The organism is uncultured Parabacteroides sp. (assembly GCF_947855115.1).
GTDB lineage: Bacteria > Bacteroidota > Bacteroidia > Bacteroidales > Tannerellaceae > Parabacteroides.
On record NZ_CANTZW010000003.1, the window covers coordinates 1 to 18,101 of the forward strand.

At 44.1% G+C, this 18,101-nt stretch carries 15 protein-coding genes and 1 tRNA gene; 12 read left to right on the forward strand and 4 right to left on the reverse strand.

Translation table 11 applies throughout. The features are described from left to right. On the reverse strand, nucleotides 1–261 hold a 261-nt coding region (locus tag Q0110_RS03295; protein WP_297902485.1), incomplete at its 3' end, for a hypothetical protein. Between the two features lie 668 nt (nucleotides 262–929). Between Q0110_RS03295 and Q0110_RS03300 the strand changes: the two genes are divergently transcribed. From Q0110_RS03300 to thiL, 5 genes are read left to right on the forward strand one after another with little or no spacing between them, the layout of a single operon-like run. Next, entirely contained in the window at nucleotides 930–2,390 is a 1,461-nt protein-coding gene (locus Q0110_RS03300; protein ID WP_297902488.1) for a glycosyltransferase family A protein, read from the forward strand. After that, complete coding sequence (locus Q0110_RS03305) at nucleotides 2,387–3,373, forward strand: DUF4922 domain-containing protein (protein ID WP_297902491.1); 987 nt, start codon at nucleotides 2,387–2,389, stop codon at nucleotides 3,371–3,373. Before Q0110_RS03300 ends, Q0110_RS03305 begins: the two co-directional genes overlap by 4 nt. A 30-nt stretch (nucleotides 3,374–3,403) precedes the next feature. Beyond that, nucleotides 3,404–5,152, forward strand: a complete 1,749-nt coding sequence (sppA, locus tag Q0110_RS03310) for a signal peptide peptidase SppA (RefSeq protein ID WP_297903181.1) — start codon at nucleotides 3,404–3,406, stop codon at nucleotides 5,150–5,152. A gap of 11 nt (nucleotides 5,153–5,163) precedes the next feature. Then, complete coding sequence (gene lpxK, locus Q0110_RS03315; RefSeq protein ID WP_297902494.1) at nucleotides 5,164–6,273, forward strand: tetraacyldisaccharide 4'-kinase; 1,110 nt, start codon at nucleotides 5,164–5,166, stop codon at nucleotides 6,271–6,273. Between the two features lie 7 nt (nucleotides 6,274–6,280). Then, nucleotides 6,281–7,309: a thiamine-phosphate kinase gene (gene thiL, locus Q0110_RS03320; RefSeq protein ID WP_297902497.1), complete on the forward strand. Its 1,029-nt coding sequence runs from the start codon at nucleotides 6,281–6,283 to the stop codon at nucleotides 7,307–7,309. Between the two features lie 159 nt (nucleotides 7,310–7,468). Here thiL and Q0110_RS03325 read toward each other — a convergent pair whose 3' ends face one another. Further along, nucleotides 7,469–8,065, reverse strand: a complete 597-nt coding sequence (locus Q0110_RS03325; RefSeq protein ID WP_297902500.1) for an RNA polymerase sigma-70 factor — start codon at nucleotides 8,063–8,065, stop codon at nucleotides 7,469–7,471. A gap of 179 nt (nucleotides 8,066–8,244) precedes the next feature. On the opposite strand from Q0110_RS03325, the gene Q0110_RS03330 reads away from it, so the two are divergent. From Q0110_RS03330 to Q0110_RS03360, 7 genes are all read left to right on the forward strand, one after another. Further along, nucleotides 8,245–8,317 (forward strand) — tRNA-Trp (locus tag Q0110_RS03330). A gap of 202 nt (nucleotides 8,318–8,519) precedes the next feature. After that, nucleotides 8,520–10,097, forward strand: a complete 1,578-nt coding sequence (locus Q0110_RS03335) for an SUMF1/EgtB/PvdO family nonheme iron enzyme (RefSeq protein ID WP_297902502.1) — start codon at nucleotides 8,520–8,522, stop codon at nucleotides 10,095–10,097. Between the two features lie 18 nt (nucleotides 10,098–10,115). Then, the gene (locus Q0110_RS03340; protein WP_297902509.1) at nucleotides 10,116–11,498 is read left to right on the forward strand and encodes a Gfo/Idh/MocA family oxidoreductase; all 1,383 of its coding nucleotides are present in this window, start codon (nucleotides 10,116–10,118) and stop codon (nucleotides 11,496–11,498) included. A gap of 12 nt (nucleotides 11,499–11,510) precedes the next feature. Beyond that, a complete protein-coding gene (locus tag Q0110_RS03345; protein WP_297902516.1) occupies nucleotides 11,511–12,449 on the forward strand; it encodes a sugar phosphate isomerase/epimerase in 939 nt (312 codons plus the stop codon). Nucleotides 12,450–12,474: 25 nt separating this feature from the next. Continuing rightward, nucleotides 12,475–13,161 (forward strand): helix-turn-helix transcriptional regulator, encoded by a 687-nt coding sequence (locus tag Q0110_RS03350; RefSeq protein WP_297902519.1) that lies wholly within the window; start codon nucleotides 12,475–12,477, stop codon nucleotides 13,159–13,161. Between the two features lie 9 nt (nucleotides 13,162–13,170). Beyond that, the gene (locus tag Q0110_RS03355) at nucleotides 13,171–13,752 is read left to right on the forward strand and encodes a response regulator transcription factor (protein ID WP_297902521.1); all 582 of its coding nucleotides are present in this window, start codon (nucleotides 13,171–13,173) and stop codon (nucleotides 13,750–13,752) included. A gap of 105 nt (nucleotides 13,753–13,857) precedes the next feature. Next, nucleotides 13,858–16,182 (forward strand): TonB-dependent receptor, encoded by a 2,325-nt coding sequence (locus Q0110_RS03360; protein WP_297902524.1) that lies wholly within the window; start codon nucleotides 13,858–13,860, stop codon nucleotides 16,180–16,182. A 92-nt stretch (nucleotides 16,183–16,274) separates the two neighbouring features. Here Q0110_RS03360 and Q0110_RS03365 read toward each other — a convergent pair whose 3' ends face one another. Both Q0110_RS03365 and Q0110_RS03370 read right to left on the reverse strand, forming a co-directional pair. After that, nucleotides 16,275–16,862, reverse strand: a complete 588-nt coding sequence (locus tag Q0110_RS03365) for a sugar transferase (RefSeq protein ID WP_297902527.1) — start codon at nucleotides 16,860–16,862, stop codon at nucleotides 16,275–16,277. A 14-nt stretch (nucleotides 16,863–16,876) separates the two neighbouring features. Further along, nucleotides 16,877–18,076 (reverse strand): DegT/DnrJ/EryC1/StrS family aminotransferase, encoded by a 1,200-nt coding sequence (locus Q0110_RS03370; protein ID WP_297902529.1) that lies wholly within the window; start codon nucleotides 18,074–18,076, stop codon nucleotides 16,877–16,879. Between the last annotated feature and the right edge of the window lie 25 nt (nucleotides 18,077–18,101).

Genomic DNA, 18,101 nt, shown 5'->3' on the forward strand with positions numbered 1-18,101 from the left:
TAATGCTATAAAACATAAACTCCAAACATTTCCGGATTTATTTTTCAAGTTTTTTCTCGGGACTTGACTGGTTATATTAATGTACGTGAGCCAAGTCATACCGCCCGATCCCCGTCCCGCCGGAGATACCGGGTATAGGGACATGGCGTACCGTACCCCTACATGAGGGTAGAGGCAATTTACCGGGAGACGGTTCGACGGCTTTCCCGGCAATGCGAACACGAATGGCACGACACGAATAAACACTTGAATATAAGCCATTTGTAAACAGCGTCACGTTTTACGGGAAACACGTACGTGTTTTTATCGAAAGACGTACGTGTTTTCCCAAAAAGTCGTACGTGTTTTTTCCCAGTCACGAGGAAGAAAACAAGGGCGAATTCCATTACACCATATGGCAGGTTGTCCTCCGAAGAGGTTTTTCCCGCTGAGAGACGCGTTTTTCCCACGACGACGGATAGAGATATCGAAGATATTTACGTAAATTTGTAAATATAAGAGATAAGTCAATAATTCTATAAAATATGCAAGAAAGATCTACCAATCCATTCAAGGCCCTCCTGTCCTTATTACTCAATCTTCCCTGGAATTTCCCGGCAGAAGGGAAGGAGGGTGAGAGCTTAAAAAATCGATTGTATCAACTGTCGGACTCTTTCGTTAGGCGGTATATATCCCCTTTATTTTTCTATACCCCCAAAATCATAATCCAAAGACGAGGAACAGGCATAAAGAATCTCATTCCAAAATATGATAAAAAAGATATGGAGAATTTATTTGCGCATAACTTCATCTTCTCTTATCCAATCCTCAAGCTTAAGAATGATGGAATTACCCAAGCTCCGAAGTTGGAGATAAGAACTTGAACATATCTAGAAGAATCCATTTTACACTTTTTCTATTCAACTACAAAATAAAATACAATATACACAATGAAACGAATCAATTGCTTTATTCCATATGGGGAAATAGATGCTACACGTCTAACAGTAGCGCAATTATCTAAGTCGCCTTTGGTAAATAATATCTACCTGATTACAAACGATCCCCATGCCAAAGCTATCTATCCCTGCTATTTAATCCGCGCGGAGAATATTTGGAATACAAAAACTCTCAAAAAAATAACAGGGTATACTAGTACCGATTACACATTAATCTATACGAAAACGAATGAACTTAAATTAGGTACACATGCTTTAGAACGTTTTGTCGCTATCGCCGACGATACTAAATCCGGCATGCTTTATTCGGATTATTACGAGAAAAAGAAAGATAAGCTCACCCCATACCCTGTCATCGATTACCAAAAAGGGAGCTTACGAGATGATTTTAATTTCGGTTCTCTCTTATTCTACCGTTCGTCTATATTACAAAATGCCGTAGCCTCCATGAATACGGAATACACATTCGCTGGGCTCTATGACCTGCGCCTGAGAGTCTCTCAAAAAGCCCCATTAACACATATCAACGAATACCTATATACAGAGGTGGAGAATGACTTACGGAAATCCGGTGAGAAAATATTCGACTATGTAGACCCCAAGAATCGTTCCGTCCAGATTGAGATGGAAGCTGCTTGTACAGACCATTTAAAGACGATAGGCGGCTATTTGCCACCTCATTTCCGGCCAATCCGCTTCGATGAACAAATATTCGATATAGAAGCCTCCGTTATCATTCCGGTACGCAACCGTGTACGGACAATTGAGGATGCTATCCGTTCTGCCCTGCGGCAGGAAGCGCCATTCCCTTTTAACCTAATCATTATCGACAATCATTCCACCGACGGTACCACCGAGCGCATCCAGGCTCTCGCTTCCATTGATCCCCGCATTATCCATATCCGACCGGAGCGTGACGACCTCGGTATAGGGGGATGCTGGAACATGGGTATACACCATCCGGCTTGCGGTAAGTTTGCCATCCAATTGGATAGCGATGATATATATAGCGATGAACATACCTTGCGAAAAATCGTGGAAGCATTCTACGAACAACAATGCGCCATGGTAATCGGAACCTATCGAATGACCGATTTCAACATGCAAACCATCCCGCCCGGAATCATCGACCATAAGGAATGGACTCCTGAGAATGGTCGAAATAACGCTCTCCGTATCAATGGGCTTGGAGCTCCCCGAGCTTTTTATACCCCTTTGCTACGGAAACTAAACTTCCCCAATACGAGCTATGGAGAGGATTATGCCTTAGGCTTACGCATCAGCCGTGAATATCAAATCGGGCGAATCTATGATGTCTTATATCTTTGCCGTCGTTGGGAAGATAATTCCGACGCCTCATTGGATGTCGTAAAAATGAACGATCATAATATATATAAGGATAAAATCAGGACTTGGGAACTCGAGGCCCGCTTAAATATGGAAAGACAATGAAACCGAACAATTGGGTCAGCTCATCGCAAGCGACGGAATTATTAGCTAAACAACTCGTGACATGGCCATTGGCCAAGAAGAACTATAAGGCACTGGAGGCCGTTCAAGTAAAATCCTTCGATATGGGAGGTTTTTCGATACGTGTGCAATTCAACCCCGCCCGCATCATCTCCTCCGGAGCCAAGGTGGACGCTCAATCCTTAAAAGAGCGTAAGTGTTTCCTGTGCCCCGAAAACCTACCGGTAGAACAAGAACGATTACCTTTCGGCTTCCACCATCTAGTATTATGCAACCCCTACCCGATTTTTCCCCAGCATTTCACAATCCCTACCCGGACACACACACCGCAACTGATATTGCCACAACTGGACGATTTTTTGGAACTGATAAGAAGGCTCGCACCTCTTACTGTCTTCTACAACGGTCCCCGGAGTGGAGCATCAGCACCGGATCATGCCCATTTCCAGGCGGTGACACGGGGAGTTATGCCATTAGATGGAGATATCCAAAAACTGGTAACGACATTTCCATCCAAGCAAAATCCCTTTTGTCAATCGCCTAAAAAACTTACGGCAGAGGGAGGGCATATTTATTCTCTCACCGGCTACCTCCGCAATGGCTTCGTCATCCAAGCTCCCAGGCAAGAAACCGCGATCCGGTTCTTTAAAGAGATTTACGCGGCTCTACCGATACCTTCTGGCGAATCTGAACCGATGATGAATATTTTCGGCTCCTATTACGACAGCAACTGGGTAATCACGGTGATCCCCCGTAAGCGTCACCGCCCGTGGCAATACGAGGCCGAAGGGGAAGATCATCTCCTTTCCAGCCCGGGGGCAGCCGATATCGGGGGCCTTTTCATCACTCCTTTAGAAAAAGATTTCAAGAGGATCACCCCGGAACTCCTGCGGGATGTTTACCAACAAGTATGCCTCAGCGACCGAGAGGTAGAAGAAATTTTCGTACATTTGCCATCTAATTAGTTTTCAATAGATATGAAACAATTCTTTAAAATGATGTTTGCCTCGGCGCTAGGCGTTATGTTGGCAATGGGAATAATCATAACAGTCTTGATATCCATAGCGATAGGATATGTCACTACCGTAGGGAACACATCGACTTATACCCCCAAAAGGAATACCGTATTCAAAATCAAGCTAGACGGGACACTAGCGGATAACCCAACAGAAAATCCGTTCTCTATCTTGGTAAGCGACAAGGAAAACACCCTTTCACTGAAAGATCTGCTCGAGACAATCCAAGTAGCGAAACAGAATGATAAAATAGCGGGAATTTATATTGAATCCGGACTTCTTGCCTCGGGCAGCGCCAGTTTGGAAGCGATCCGCAGATCATTGATTGATTTCAAGGAAAGCGGCAAATTCGTGGTAGCTTACGCTGATAATTTCACACAGGGTAATTACTTCCTTTGTTCCGTGGCCGATAAGGTATTCTTAAATCCGCAAGGTATCCTTGAATTGACAGGCCTCGCCTCGCAAACCATGTTCTACAAAGGATTGATGAATAAAGTAGGTATCGAGATGCAAATCTTTAAGGTCGGTACTTACAAAGGGGCCGTGGAACCTTTTATGCTGGATAAACTGAGCGAGGCGAACCGGGAACAAATCCAATCATACATCTCCACTATATGGGATAATATAGCCGAAGGTATCGCCGAGTCACGCGGGATCAGCGTAAACGATATCAACCGTTATGCCAATGAAGGACTTTTTTTCGCAGATCCAGCAAAAACGGTAGAATACGGCCTTATAGACGAATTGAAGTATAAGCCGGAGGTAGAAGCGTACGTCAAGGAGCTAGCCGGACAAAGCGGAGAGAAACTATTGTCGGCCAACATCGCACAAATGAAAACCCTCAAGATCTCCCCGGTCCAGAGCGCCCCGGAGATAGCCGTACTTTATGCGGAAGGTGAGATCAAGGCACAAACACCTGGCAGCCTTTATGATATCGAGCAAAGCATCACAGAGAAAATGGCTGATGAACTGATTAAGCTAAAAGACAATAATGACGTGAAAGCCGTGGTATTCCGTGTGAATTCCCCGGGAGGTAGCGCTTATATATCCGAGCAGATATGGCGTCAGGTGGTTGAACTGAAAAAGGTAAAGCCCGTGGTTGTTTCCATGGGTAACGTTGCCGCTTCGGGAGGCTACTATATCTCATGTGCCGCCAACAAGATCATCGCCGAGCCGAACACATTGACCGGTTCTATCGGAATCTTCGGTATGTTTCCTAACGCAGCCGGATTATTCGGGAAGCTCGCATTGACCACGGATATCGTAAAGACAAACACGTTCTCCGATTTAGGAGATCTTTCCCGTCCCATGACAGAGAGTGAGAAAGCCCTGATACAGGGATACGTAGAAAGAGGTTACCAAACTTTCCTTAATCGCTGCGCCGAAGGTAGGGGTATGACAACCGAAGAGATTAACGCAATCGGGCAAGGACGTGTCTGGACAGGAGAGCAGGCAAAAGAAAAAGGTCTGGTAGATGAACTAGGCGGTATAGAATTGGCTATAAGCACAGCAGCCCAATTAGCCAATCTGGATCAGTATAACGTGACTACCGTAAAGAGTACCAAGAGTTTCTTGGATGAGTTTTTAGAGAGTCAACTGGGAGAGATGAAGCTCTCTATCGTTAAAAGCGCATTGGGCAATGAGTTCGAATATTTCAAGATACTGGATAATATCAAGATGAATTGCGGAATCCAAGCCCGTATACCCTACGATATGAAACCTTTATAAGTAAGTGAACCATGCTGACAAATCATACGATCAAGTTTAATAAATTTCTCGCCCCTTTCTCTTTTTTTTACGGGATTGGGGTGAGGTTTAGAAATCTGCTGTTCGACTGGAAAGTTCTTCGGACAGAACAGTATGGTCTGCCGGTTATTAGCGTGGGAAATCTGACTGTCGGGGGAACCGGAAAAACACCTCATACAGAATATATCATCCGTTTGATAAAAGACCGTTACCGGGTAGCCGTACTCAGCCGTGGCTATAAACGAAAAACGTCCGGTTTCCTACTGGCCGATCAGCGAAGTACCAGCAAGGATATCGGAGACGAGCCGTATCAAATGAAACTCAAGTTTCCGGATATCCTCGTTGCCGTAGATGCCAACCGCCGCAGAGGTATCCGTAACCTGCTGGCTCTGCCGGACAATGAACGTCCGGAAGTGATTTTGCTGGACGACGCCTTCCAGCACCGGTATGTCACCCCCACGCTGAACATCCTATTAACTGATTGTCATCGTCTTTACACTCAAGACAAACTTTTGCCCACAGGACGTTTAAGAGAACCCGTGGACGGTGCCCGACGTGCGGATGTGATAATCGTCACGAAATGTGAGTCTTGCATACAACCTATAGATTTTCGAATCATAGAAGAGGATATGCGCCTCTCAGCTTATCAAGAACTCTACTTCAGCCATATTATCTACGGGGAATTAGAACCCATTTTCCCAGATAAAGCCCCTAAGCGGGCACTGAAAGAATTAGCCTCCAGCACGGAGGTTCTATTGGTATCAGGTATCGCATCCCCGAAACTTCTCGAGAAAGAGATCCACAAATATACAGAGCATGTCACCTCTTTGGTCTTTCCGGATCATCACGCGTTCGACCAACATGACATCCAGAAAATACAGATAGCATTTAAGCGACTGACCTCTCCCTGTAAATTAATAATCATTACAGAGAAAGACGCGGCCCGACTTCGGGACCTTCCTTCGCTTCCCATGGAATGGTTTCCTTATTTATATTGTTTACCGATTACGGTTGGTTTCTGTATGAATCGGGAAAAACAATTTCAGGAATCTATATTTAAACATATCGATACAAGAATAAAAAATCATCCTATATCACGTTAACAATCATATGAGTAACAGAACAGAAATATCGACTTTGGGAGAATTTGGTTTAATCCGTCATCTCACCGATAAAATAGAATTAAAAAATCCAAGTACGTTGAAAGGTGTTGGCGACGACGCGGCCGTACTGGATTACACAGACAAACAAGTATTAATTACAACAGATCTTTTGCTGGAAGGTATTCATTTCGATTTGATGTATGTTCCATTGAAACATCTCGGCTACAAATCCGCGGTCGTAAACTTCTCGGATATTTACGCCATGAATGGCCGCCCGAAACAGATCACGATATCATTGGGTATTTCCAAACGTTTCTGCATAGAAGATCTCGAAGAGTTCTATGAGGGTGTCAAACTCGCTTGTGATATCTATGGCGTAGATATTGTGGGTGGCGATACCTCCGCGTCGCGTACAGGGTTGACCATTAGCATCACCTGCATCGGTGAGGGAGAAAAAGGGAAAACAGTCTATCGTAATGGGGCCAAGGAGACCGATCTTATTTGTGTGTCTGGCGATTTAGGGGCCGCATACATGGGGCTCCAGCTATTGGAACGGGAAAAAAGCGTATTTAAAGGGGAAAAAGATTTCACACCTGATTTCTCCGGCAAGGAATATCTATTAGAGCGTCAATTAAAACCGGAAGCCCGCAAAGACATTGTCGAGTTACTCGATCAGGCCGGCATCACCCCGACCGCAATGATGGATATTTCCGATGGCCTCTCCTCGGAACTACTCCATATATCTAAAGAAAGTAACGTGGGTTGCCGGGTTTATGAAGATCGTATCCCTATCGACTACCAAACCGCAGCCATGGCTGAGCAATTTAACATGAATCTGATAACCGCCGCATTGAATGGCGGGGAGGACTATGAACTCTTATTTACTGTCCCCCTGGCAGATCATGATAAGGTATCAGGGATAAAAGGTGTCAAGGTGATCGGCCATATAACTAAACCGGAGTTAGGAAATTACCTTGTTGGCCGTGACGGAGGAGAGGTAGAACTGAAAGCCCAAGGCTGGAACTCATTAAACTAAAAAGAAGCGTATAATTCGAGTTCACGAACATAAAAACGGTTTGCCCTAAATAAAACCGGGACAGACCGTTTTTCAATTATACACTTTGATGAAGCCTTCTTTTTTCCCGATAGCGAGCCCCCTCACGTAAAAGATTCAAGAGAACCACCGTTATCCCATCTAGAGAATAAACATCAACAATAAAGAGAACGAGATATTTGGGAAGTTTGGTTTTAACCGGGCTACCAACTTTTCTATGGCAATCTTCATTTGTACGCGAACCGTACTCTCCTGAATCGATAAGATTTCTGCTATTTCCTTTGTTTTCAATCCTTCCTCACGAGACATCAAAAAGATGAGACGGCATTTCTCTGGAAGTTCATCAATCGCCTTATTAAGCATCTCCCTCATTTCTTTTAGCTCCAGATACTCTTCCGGAGAATCCTCGTCTTCCTCTTCCATCAACGGCAACGACTCGTTCAAAGAAACCTGATTCAAGTCTTTATTTCTTGCCTGAAAACGAAAAGACTCATTTCGGACGGAAATATACAAATAGGTATCTATATTATCTATATCCTTCAGCCGCTTCCGAGATTGCCAAACCGAGAAAAAAACATCTGCCACAACTTCACGACACGCATCTTTTTCTCCTAGAAAGTAATAAGCAAAACGAAAAACCTGATCATAATATAAATTATAAAAACGCTCAAAAGCCCCCCTGTTATCCACAGACACAGACTTAAGCAACTCTTTGATATCTCGCGCAAAAACTCCCACTCCTTTTTCTTTGGTCTGACAAACATACTAAATATAACCCAGATTCAAAAATGAAGTACGATTTATCTGACAGAAGCATTCAGTTCCTCGCAGGGAAAACATCCGTGATTAAAAAAAACTATTTTTTCCCGTATTATACTTGTATATTCAATTTATTAAATTACTTTTGCACCCGCAATACGGAAGTAGCTCAGTCGGTAGAGCACTGGTCTCCAAAACCAGGTGTCGGGAGTTCGAGCCTCTCCTTCCGTGCGTGAGCGCTAACACATAGTTTGAATGTGTTAGCGTTTTTTATTACCCTATTCCTTCCTATTGCGATAAAAAGCGTAAATAAGACAACATTTTTCGTTAAAGAGACTATTTTTTCTTTCGATATATAAAGGAATATACTACTTTTATTGCCGATTTTAAATCTAATTGTGACTTAGAGTAAATTGTATACCATAAAAAACAGATGACAACTAACAAATTTTCAAACCGATACTCGTCTGAGAGAAGAAAATATTTTTTCAAAAGCAAGGCGTTTATTCTGTTCCTCGGATTATTTTTAGGAGCTGGAATCATGGTCGCCTTATATAAAACATCAGTATACTTCTCTACAGATGAATCTTGTATGATGTGCCACGTACATCCTCACGTAGAAAACAGCTGGAAGCTTTCCAAACATGTAAATAATGGAAGTGGAGTCAAGACCCACTGTGTGGCTTGTCACCTCCCGCCTCAAACAAACACATGGAAACACTATAGCGCAAAGGCCAAATTGGGAATGAAAGATGTCTGGTCATACTTGACTAAAGACAGCGCGGATTTCAACTGGGAAACCAAGTCTGAGTTGGAACACGCAGTCCAGTATATCCCCAATGAATCATGTAAGGAGTGCCATCAGAATTTATTCCCCGAAGGTATTACCGACGACGGTGTTACGGCACATCTATATTATGACGAGAATGAAAAGAAGCTAGATCTGCAATGTATCAGTTGCCATTTGGATGCCGGACATTACAATCCGAATTATAATCATTCCAAGATGGTAGGTATACCGGGACAAAATATATCCGGAACATCTTCGATAGATACCAGTCTGTTTTTCAAGGAACCCGCCACGGTAACATCTTTTACCGATTATGTAGAACAAATACCCGGCACAATGGTCTCATTCAAAATGATCGCCATTCCCGGAGGTTCATTCAAAATGGGTAGCGAGGAGAATGAAGCGTTTCACAAGGCAGACGAATCGCCTGTACACAACGTAACCGTCAGCCCCTTCTTCATGGCTGAGGTAGAGGTGACCTGGGATCAATATTGGGCCTTCTACGGAAATACGATGAGTGAAGGACGTACTCCTCCTGAGACAGTATACGCAAACAACAGTAATCCCGATGTAGATGCCATCTCGGGCCCAACACCACCATTCGGGTTCCCGGATCAAGGTTGGGGTGGCGGAGACCGTCCGGCTATTACAATGACTCATTACGCAGCCGAGACTTTCTGCCAATGGTTATCTAAGAAAACAGGAAAGACCTATCGTTTACCGACAGAGGCAGAATGGGAATACGCGGCACGTGGCGGTACGGAAACACCTTATTTCTTTACGGGCAGCCCGAAAGATTTTTCCGATCAAGGTTTCTGGCGTAAATTTTTCGACGCTAAAACCGACAGTATCAGTTCTTATGTGATTTACAGCAAGAATAGCAAGAACAAAACACAAGAACCGGATTTGGTAAAAGCCAATCCTTTCGGTTTAAAGAATATGCTGGGTAATGTAATGGAATATTGTGCCGATAAATATGATCCCGAAGCCTATGCGAAAAGGGGAGGCAATGTTACAGATCCATTGGTTACCGAAGGAACTGAATGGGTAGTGAGAGGTGGTAACTACACTTCCGACGCAGCAGATCTGCGTTGCGCTTCCCGCGATTGTACCAAACATGAAGCTTGGTTAAAAACAGACCCGCAACAACCGAAGAGTATCTGGTGGTACTCCGATATCAGAGGGATCGGTTTCCGTGTAGTATGTGAACCTAACAAATAGTGTTAAAAAAATAATATCATGAAAAAAGAGAACAGCATTAGCAGAAGATCATTTCTGAAAAGTTCAGCTCTAGCAGGTGCGCTTGGAGCAATTGGAACAGGTAGTACAGTTAGTGTATTAACTTCTTGTGGCGGCGGCGAAAGCGCAAACACAATAAAGCCGTTGAAAGAGCCCGGTTCTTATTATGTGCCCGAATTACCAGATCTCGCGACTGACGGGAAAGAACTAAAAGCTGGTGTGATCGGTTGTGGCGGACGTGGTTCCGGAGCAGCATTCAACTTCTTGAACGCCGCAAACGGGGTTACGATCGTGGCTCTAGGCGATACGTTCCAAGAACGTGTCGATGATCTGGCAAAGAAATTAAAAGACGAGAAAGGGATAGACATCCCGGCCGACAAACGCTTCGTTGGCTTAGACGCATACAAACAAGTGATCGATAGCGGCGTGGATGTAGTGATCGTCGCCACTCCCCCCGTATTCCGTCCGGTTCATTTCCAATACGCTACAGAAAAAGGTAAACACTCTTTCTTAGAGAAACCTATCTGCGTAGACCCGGTTGGTTACCGTATGATTATGGCTACCGCAAAACAAGCCGCAGCGAAAAACTTATGTGTCGTAACCGGTACTCAACGTCATCACCAACGCAGCTATGTCGAATCTTATAAGAAGATCATGGAAGGATTGATCGGAGAGATCACGGGTGGTACTGTTTACTGGAACCAGAATATGCTTTGGTATCGTGACCGTCAACCGGGATGGAACGATTGCGAATATATGATCAAGGACTGGGTAAACTGGAAATGGCTTTCGGGCGACCATATCGTAGAGCAACACGTACATAATATAGATGTATTCACTTGGTTCAGCGGCTTGAAACCGGTCAAGGCTGTAGGTTTCGGTTCTCGTCACCGTCGTATCACCGGCGATCAATATGATAACTTCAGCGTTGATTTCACGATGGAAAATGGTATCCATATGCATAGTATGTGCCGCCAGATAGACGGTTGCGCAAATAACGTAAGCGAGTTTATCCAGGGAACCAAGGGATCATGGAGCAGCGACACGATGGAGATCAAGGATTTGGCTGGAAACGTTATCTGGAAATATGACAGCGAGGCCGAAAAAGCGAACTTCAAGCAAACCGACCCATATACATTAGAGCATGTGAACTGGATCAACTGCATCCGTGGCGGCAAACAAATCGAACAAGCTTCCGAGACCGCTATCTCCAATATGGCCGCTATCATGGGGCGCGAATCCGCTTACACGGGTGCCGAGACCACTTGGGATACCATGACAGCCTCTGCTTTGGATTATACTCCGAAAGATTTGAACTTAGGAAAGATGGATATGAGCGGCTTTGTCGTTCCTGTACCAGGTAAACCAATCGATAAGAAATAATCCATACCGCTTATGGCACTAAATAGAAGAAACTTTTTAAGGACCTCCTTATCCGGCGCTGCTTTGGCAGTAGGAAGCACGGCTTTGGCTTCTTGTTCCTCCAAACCGGCGAGCACAGGAGAAGGGGAAAAATCAAGCAAGAAGCCCGGCAAGGATCTTGAGTTAAAGCTTTCTTTCCAAGAAGGCATAGCGCCTGGTGAAAGCTTGAACGAAAAGCTTGATTTCATGGAGAAATTGGGTATTGTTGGTTTTGAACCGGGCGGCGGTGGATTAGCCGGACGGGTAAACGAGATCAAGCAAGCCCTAAACGGACGTAACATAAAGGTGAGCGCTATCTGTGCCGGCTTTAAAGGCTTTATTCTTTCTACCGATTCGGCCATTCGCAAGGAATGCATGGATACGATGAAAGAGATCATCGCCGCTGCCGGTGAATTAGGTTCCACAGGAGTGATAATCGTACCCGCCTTTAATGGTCAAGTCCCCGCTTTACCTCATACGATGGAGACACGGGATTTCCTTTGCGAGCAATTCAACGAGATGGGAACTTTCGCCGCCCAGCACGGAACCTGTGTCATCTTTGAACCTTTGAACCGAAAAGAGTGTTTTTATCTACGTCAAGTAGCCGACGCCGCCTCTTTATGCCGGGATATCAATAATCCGGGTGTACGTTGCATGGGCGATTTCTGGCATATGACATGGGAAGAGACCTCTGATATGGGTGCCTTTATCTCCGGTGGAGAGTACCTCCAACACGTACACGTGGCCAGCCGCAAACGTCGCAGTATGCCGGGCGAGGATGGAGATGCCGATAACTACATCAATGGTTTCAAGGGATTGAAAATGATTGGTTACAACAACTACGTAAGTTTCGAGTGCGGATGTCAGGGAGACCGGAACGTGGTAGTTCCTGCCGCCGTCAAGTTATTACGCGAACAATGGGAGCAAGCTTGATAAGATGCCTTTAGTATATCCAAATATGCAATTGAGTGAGGTGGTGGAAGAACACCCCTCACTCATTCCTGTAATTAACCGGTTTGGTATCCGCCTCGGACTTGGCGACAAATCGGTAAAAACGCTTTGCGAAGAACATTCGCTGGATACGGACTTCTTGTTAACGGTTATCAATACCTTCCTCAACGAGGAATATTTCCCGGAAAAAAAATTACAGACTTTCCATACATCGCAGATCATCGATTACCTGACAAAGACGAATCAATACTACCAGCGTTACCAGCTTCCCAATATAGAACGTCATTTGGGTTCCTTTATCTCAATGAGTACGCCAAGTAATAGTACGCTTGGATTAATCGGTCGTTTTTTCTCCTCATTCAAGGAAGAACTTACCGCACGTATCGAAAAAGATGATGAGATATGGTTCCCTTATTGCATGTCATTAAGTAAAAAATTGGGAAAAGAGCCGGCGGGAACGATCGATGGACTGCAAATCACCTCCGAACAACGTGCGGAAGATACTATCGAGGCTCTTTTAGCCGATTTAAAAAATATCATGGTAAAACATCTTTCAGGAGATTATGACGAGAATTTATGTTATGCCGTTCTCTTTTCAATCTGCAGCCTGGAAAAAGACATTAAGCAACATAACCGGATTCGGTATCGAATCCTTACTCCCATGGTCTCGGCCATGGAAAAATTATGCATCTAACAATCTGTAATGCATCGGAATAAACAAATAGCGATTATACTGTCTGATACCCTAAGAAGTATTGGACTGCAGAGTTTGCTGACCGACTACTTCTCTCCGGTAGAGGTTTGTTATTTCCCGACCTTTGAGATGCTCTCTTCCACCGGTAGCGATACCTATGACTACTATTTCACCGATTCCGACACCTTCGTGCTTAACTCGGATTTCTTCCTTCCCAGAAGAGGTAAAACCGCTATCCTCATCGATAGCACAGAAGAACAAGGAATGCTCTCGTCTACAAACCACATCACGATACGTTCTTCTCAAGAGACTATCATCGAGCAAATGCAACAATTATTTACGAACGACAGCTCCGGCAGCTTGATTACCGAGAATAATAAGGATTTATCCAACCGCGAGATAGACGTGCTTCAATTGATCGTAAAAGGAATCACCAATAAGGAGATCGCCGACAAATTGAATATCAGCTTAAATACCGTACTCACTCATCGCAAAAACATCACCGCCAAGCTAGGAATCAAGACCGTATCTGGCCTCACTTTCTACGCTATCATGAACGGGATCATCTCCGGAGATGATATCGAACTATAATAACTCCGGCGAACAGAACGTCTAAAATCACTACATCTAGTGATTGCCCGCCTTATTTCTTTACCGTTTCTTCGCGACTGAAAAAATATACTAACAAAAAATTCGATGAAAAGACACTACTTAGTTATCATCGCCCTAAGTGCGTTGGGGCTGCAAAACGCATATGCCGAGCCAATCAAGGCAAATGAGAACGATACGATAAAGACCTACAACATGGGCGAGGTAATCGTAACCTCGTCTACAAAGGAAACAAACAATCTCCGCACGTTGCCTGGTTCCGTATCGATTCTTTCCCCACAAATGATCTCCGGCAGGCAGATCGACGCACTAAAGGATATAAGTTCTTTCGTCCCGAACCTATTTATGCCGGATTACGGGGCCAAGCTGACCTCGGCTATCTATATACGTGGTATCGGAGCGAGAAGCAGCGGACAGTCCGTGGGCTTATATGTAGATAACGTGCCTTATCTGGATAAAAGTACCTTCGATTTCGAGCTCACCGACATCCAGCGCATCGAAGTATTAAGAGGCCCGCAAGGAACTCTATACGGTCGTAATGCCATGGGTGGTATCGTCAATATCTATACCATCTCCCCGTTTGATTACCAAGGAAAGAAGCTCTCTCTCTCGGCAGGTAGTTACGGGCAATATAAAATCAAGGCCTCCCATTACGCCAAGTTGAGCGAGACTATCGGATTCACCGCCGCTACTTACTATGACCATAACGATGGTTTTTATACTAACGCATACAACGGGAAAAAAATCGACAAGGAAGATAATGTAGGCGGTCGCTTCAAGCTAGAAGGACGTTTCAACCCGAACTTCCGTGCCTCTTATTCCTTTTCTGCCGATTATACGGATCAAGGGGCCTTTCCATACGGTAAGTTTATTGGTGAAGGTAACACCGATTACAAGAACGTAGAATCTATCAATATCAATGATCCTAGTTCTTACAAACGACTGGTAATCGCCAACAACCTCTCCCTCGAATATCGGAACGAGCATGTAATACTGAGCAGTATTACCGGTCATCAATATTTCAAGGATGACATGAAGATGGATCAAGACTTTTCCCCGCTCTCGATCTTTACTCTCAACCAAAAACAAAAGCAAAACGCTTTTAGCGAGGAACTGGCGATCAAAAGTAACACGAGAAACAACTATCAATGGTCTTTCGGACTTTATGGTTTTTACGATGATTTACATACGGATGGCCCGGTTGATTTCAAGGAAGACGGGGTTCGAAATATCTTGCAAAAGACATTCAACGATTTAAAGGATCAATATCCCAAGATGCCGAGCCTGAAGATATTGGATGAGCATTTATATATACCGGGCTCTTTCGATACTCCCTCTTTCGGGTTAGCTCTTTACCACCAGTCTACTTACAATAATCTATTCACGGAAGGGTTGTCCATCACCGCCGGTATTCGTTTGGATTACGAGAAACAAAAGATGGATTACGATTCGGAGGCCAAGATGAACTTGGGTATCGATCTTCTCGGCACGGGAAATTATATTGGGGTAGATAAATTTTTCCCGATCCCGACAACCGTGATGAATGCCAGTATCTCCCAGGATTTCTGGCAGGTGCTCCCGAAAGTTTCTCTAAAATATGAGTGCTCGCCAAGTACATTCACTTATGTATCGGTAGCGAAAGGTTATAAGACCGGAGGTTACAACGTACAAATGTCGGCCGACGTAATGCAAAAACAAATGCAATATGATATGATGAGCGCCTTTAAAGGTATGATACCGATCGAAGTGAAAGAGCCTACCCCTATCGAGGAGGTAGCTGCTTACAAGCCTGAGAAAAGCTGGAACTATGAGATCGGTATTCGTAGTGAACTGTTATTCCAACGCCTAAGCGCAGAGTTGACCGCCTTTTATATGGATATTCAAGACGTACAGTTAACCAAGTTTGTAGATAGCGGTAACGGGCGTATCTTAACGAATGCCGGAAAAGCGCAAAGTTATGGTATCGAGGCTTCCCTGCGTGCCCGCATCATCGATGGCTTGACCGCCGATGTTAACTATGGCTTCACTCATGCTACATTCCGGGATTACAACAACGGCAAAGAGGATTTCAAAAACAACTTTATCCCTTATACCCCGAGACATACCTTGAACGTAGGATTACAATACACCCGCCTGTTCCGTAACGCATGGATAGATCAATTTGCCGCCTCCGCTCAATTTAGTGGCGTAGGAAACATCTTCTGGACCGAACGAAACGATATTTACCAAAAATTTTACGGAACAGTGAACGCAAAAGTGGGCGTACGTAAAGGTATCATCAACGTAAACCTCTGGAGCCGTAATATAACAAACACTCATTACTCTGCTTTCTATTTCGAATCGCTCGGAACCCCATTCATCCAACTGGGTAAACCCTTCCAGATCGGCGCAGAGGTAGCGATCGCTTTTTAAGGGGTAGCGTTTGATGGGAATAAAAAAATCGGGAGAGCCGGTTCTTATACCAACTCTCCCGATAATATATCACATAAAAACAAAACTGTTTTTTATCTAGCTATTTTAAAAATCGTAAGAAATATCAGCTTAAAGTACTCAAACAATGTAGGATGGTTAATATATCTCATATTGAGTTCAATTTTCGCTGGCATAATATCTTCAACATAAGTTTTGTCGGGATTTGAAGATTGTCCAAGTAACCTATTTTCATCCATATATACTATAGATGCGTAATCTGTAATACCCGGCTTGACAGCCAACACACGCCGTTGTTCAGCCGTGTACATATCGACATACTTACGCACCTCGGGCCGAGGACCTACCAAACTCATATCCCCTTTGAGTACATTGATCAATTGAGGAAACTCATCCAATTTATACTTACGGATATAATAACCAGACCGTGTAACCCGTGGATCACGTCCTCCTACCGTAATAAGTCCCTTCTTATCAGAACCTACACGCATACTTCGAAATTTAAGCAACTGAAAATCCTGGTTGTTACGTCCTACACGAATCTGCCTATAAAAAACAGGACCGGTAGAATCACACTTAATCCAAATTGCCAAAATAACAAACAAAGGACTTAGCAAGATAAGTCCTATCCCGCTGGCTACAACATCAAAAAAACGTTTCAAATCGATTGATTATTTTATTGGGTAATAATATCAACAAAATTAGAGATCACATACTGTACGTCCTCATCCGTAAGACTGGTATGCAAAGGAAGAGTAATCTCATTATGGTATTGGTTGTAAGCATTCGGATAATCTACGATATCAAAACCTAAATTTTTATAGGCTGTCATCATCGGTAAAGGTTTATAATGTACGTTACAAGCGATCCCACGTTCAGCCATCCGCTCTATCACCGCATTTCGATATTCCACATCCTCACCAAGCAAACGTACAAGATACAAATGCCCACTCGAAGAATGGTCATTACCAAAATGATCCAAGACCTGCACATCGCCCCCCTTCAGTCCTTCATTATACTTCTCAATAATCTGACGACGACGATACAGCATTTCCGGATAACGCTTCAACTGCGCAAGACCAATACCCGCCATCACATCCGTCATATTACACTTATAATACGGAGCGACAATATCATACTCCCATGCCCCCAACCTCGTTTTAGCAAGTGCGTCCTTATTCTGCCCATGAAGGGAAAGCAATTGAAACTGTTTATAAAGAGACTCGTTGTCAACCCCATCATGATTTCTCCAAGTCAACGCACCTCCCTCTGCTGTCGTAAGGTTTTTCACGGCATGGAAAGAAAACGAAGTAAAATCAGCGATCTCGCCACACATCTTTCCATGCCATTTGGCACCAAAAGCATGAGCGGCATCCGCAAGTACGATAACCCGACCGTATGCCTTCTGGATATCGTTCGCTGGCGAAAACAAATGTTTCTTGCTCTCTACGACAGCGAATATCTTATTATAATCACAAACTACACCAGCAAGATCAACAGGCAGAACCACCTTTGTCTTCTCCGTAATCGCATCTGCCAACTTATCATAATCCATCTCAAACGAATTAGGAGCGGTATCTACCATGACAACCTTTGCCCCCACATGACAAGTTACACTTGCGGTAGCGGTATACGTATAAGCGGGAATAATCACCTCGTCTCCTGGTCCAACGCCCAAAACACGCAATATCAACTCCATACAAGCCGTAGCCGAATTCAAACATACAGCTTGATCCGTCTGGCAACACATGGCAATTAATTTCTCAAATTCTTTTGTCTTAGGCCCCGTAGTGATCCAACCGGAACGAAGAGCCTCAGCAACCTCATTGATCTCTGCCTCTGACATATCGGGAGGCGAAAAAGAAATCTTTTTCATAAAACAAACTATTAATAAGTACAAT